The sequence below is a fragment of the Mycobacterium sp. genome (genome assembly GCF_049281135.1).
Classification (GTDB): Bacteria; Actinomycetota; Actinomycetes; order Mycobacteriales; family Mycobacteriaceae; genus Mycobacterium.
Map to the genome: position 1 here is coordinate 1 of NZ_JBAPRN010000850.1, position 2552 is coordinate 2552.

Genomic DNA, 2552 nt, shown 5'->3' on the forward strand with positions numbered 1-2552 from the left:
ACGTGGATCCATTGATGATCCCCCGTGACATCGGCGAACGCGTCGATGCGATTTTGGTCGATGCCCGTCCAGTCGCTGACGCCTAACTCCTGGCCGATGGCCTCAATTGCTTCCTCTATGGATGAAATGACTCGCACTGGGCGCCTTTCTGGTCAGGGGTCGACCGGATCACGACGATCAATCTCTAAGCCGGCGCCATCGGTAAGCCGCGTTTGCCAGTCCGTTGACCGCGGGCGAGCCAGAGCCACCGACATCGCGCCTATGACAATCAGCGTCGCGTTGTCCATCACGAAACCCATTACTGCCATGAAGAATCCGCCCAGAGCGATGATCAACAGCACGCCCAGACGCACCAGCGGCACGCGGCACTCACCGACCGTAGTAGTTGCTTCTGCCATCGAGGTCCGATCAGCTACACCGAACGGGCGGCTTTGGCGGCCTCCGACGCCGCCAGACTGCGCTCACGCGCCGCCGCCCAGTCCTCGTCGGTCATCGCCATTAGACCGGCGAACGTATTGGGTCCAGCCAGCCGTTGGCCGCCGTCCATTGCGATGGTTTCCCCGGTCAGATAATCGCAGGCGTCGGAGAACGCGAAGATTGTCAAGTTCGCCAGCTCGTCGATCGTCCCTGGGCGACCGAGGGGTATCTGCTCGGATTGCGTAGCACCGACCGAGCTTTTATCGGTGGGATTGAGCATTTCCCAGGCGTACTCGGTCGGAATCGGTCCGGGTGCAAGGGCATTGAGGCGAATGCCGTAGCGCCCCCACTCGACAGCGAGTGACATTGTCATCGCATGTACCGCAGCCTTTGCCATGGCTGACGGAACGACGAACGCCGAACCGCTCCACACCCACGTGGTCAGGTTTGAGAGCACCGATCCGGGCTGGCCGTCGGCGATCCAGCGTTTGCCGACGGCCAGCGTCGTGTTGAACGAACCGGTCATCACGGTAGAAGTGACCGCGTCGAATGCGCGAGGACTCAAACTGACGGTGGGCGCGATGAAATTCGCGGCGGCATTGTTCAGCAAGCCGGTCAGGGGCCCGTGCTGATGCCAAATTTCTGCCACGGCGGCGGCCACCTGGTCGAAGTCCCGAACATTCACCGCCTGGTAGTGGACACTGCCTGGGTGGCCGGCCGAGATCTCGGCGGCGGCCTCGGCCAGCACCGTTTCGCGTCTACCCCATAAATGGACTTGAGCGCCGTGCGCGGCTAGCCGCGCAGCCACCCCACGGCCCAGCCCGGTGCCGCCGCCGGTGATGAGGATGCGCTTGCCATCCAGCACCGTGGGATCAAAGATGCGCGTCATAGCCCATGCTCTTTCTGATGATTCGCGCCAGCCGACGACCGGCTCAGTTGCCGCGGTAGGCGGCGAATTCCGGCACGCGCTTCTCGTTGAACGCGGTAATACCTTCCTGCGCTTCGGGTGTCTCGCCGAACATCTTCAGAGTTGAGTAGGCCATCTGGCCTACGGATGCGAATTGCTCGGTGTCGGTGTTGAACGACTGCTTGAGAACCTTGAGCGCGGTCGGCGAGAGCATTAAGATTTCGTCCGCCCACGCCCGCACCTCCGACTTGAGCTCGTCGGCAGGCACCACCTTGTTGACCAGGCCCCACTCGGCTGCTTGCTCTGCCGAGTACCTGCGGCACAAGAACCAGCTCTCGCGGGCACGCTTCTCGCCGACCACGCGTGCCAGAAAGCCGGTGCCGAAGCCTGCGTCGAAGGATCCGACCCGTGGGCCGTTCTGACCGAACACCGCGGTGTCCGAGGCGATCGTCAGGTCGCACAGCACGTGCAGAACATGGCCGCCGCCGATCGCAAAGCCGTTTACCGCCGCGATAACCGGCTTTGGCACGTCGCGGATGACCCGATGCAAGGTATCTACCTCGAACAGCCCGGTCTCGGACGGCCCGTAGTCACCCGTTTCGGCGCGCTGCTTCTGGTCACCACCGGTGCAGAATGCTTTCTCGCCCGCCCCGGTCAGGCAGATCACGCCGACTTCTGGACTCGCCCAAGCGGTTTTGAAGGCACGGATCAGCTCGTCGAGCGTTCGCGCCCGAAACGCGTTGTACCGGTCGGGTCTGTTGATCGTGATCCAGGCGAGGCCGTTGTCGACCTCGTAGGTGATGTCGGTGAACTCGGTCATCGGTTGCCTCTCTTCGTTGAAAGCCACAGCACGGCGGTCGCCAAGATTATGGTCTTACCATATTACCAAAACCACATCGGTTGACGAAATCCAATTCTTCCGGGGACCCCCTCAAGCCGGTGCGAAATCCCGGCGCATCTGGGCCAGTTCGCCGATCGACCGTTGCAGGTCCTCAAGCTCAGCGACGAGCGCCGCCCGACCCTCCGCAAGGTCGTTTGCTGCGGTCTCAGCGTCGATGAGCCCCCGGTGGCGTGCCATCTTCAACGCGGTGGCAAACATATCGCCCGATACCGATTCCTCGGTGATGCGATGTTGCAGTGACCATTGCCGGGCGAGGCGAAGGCACCTCGTGAGAAATTCCTGTTCGTCGACGTCGCGACCAGGGCCGAGGGTCAGTAACTCCTCGGC

General features: G+C 62.5%; 3 protein-coding genes and 2 pseudogenes. All 5 read right to left on the minus strand.

The features are described from left to right. A pseudogene (locus WAN02_RS33850) lies at positions 1–137 on the minus strand (MaoC family dehydratase); the annotation flags it as partial. Between the two features lie 15 nt (positions 138–152). Next, the gene (locus WAN02_RS33855; RefSeq protein WP_422269719.1) at positions 153–398 is read right to left on the minus strand and encodes a hypothetical protein; all 246 of its coding nucleotides are present in this window, start codon (positions 396–398) and stop codon (positions 153–155) included. Between the two features lie 14 nt (positions 399–412). After that, a complete protein-coding gene (locus WAN02_RS33860) occupies positions 413–1306 on the minus strand; it encodes an SDR family oxidoreductase (RefSeq protein ID WP_422269720.1) in 894 nt (297 codons plus the stop codon). A 43-nt stretch (positions 1307–1349) separates the two neighbouring features. Then, a complete protein-coding gene (locus WAN02_RS33865) occupies positions 1350–2144 on the minus strand; it encodes an enoyl-CoA hydratase-related protein (RefSeq protein WP_422269721.1) in 795 nt (264 codons plus the stop codon). Between the two features lie 111 nt (positions 2145–2255). Further along, positions 2256–2552: pseudogene (locus WAN02_RS33870) on the minus strand (hypothetical protein); the annotation flags it as partial.

Coding starts and splice junctions, on each gene's coding strand:
- WAN02_RS33865 (WP_422269721.1), bottom strand. CDS start 2,144: ATGACCGAGTTCACCGACATCACCTACGAGGTCGACAACGGCCTCGCC.
- WAN02_RS33855 (WP_422269719.1), bottom strand. CDS start 398: ATGGCAGAAGCAACTACTACGGTCGGTGAGTGCCGCGTGCCGCTGGTG.
- WAN02_RS33860 (WP_422269720.1), bottom strand. CDS start 1,306: ATGACGCGCATCTTTGATCCCACGGTGCTGGATGGCAAGCGCATCCTC.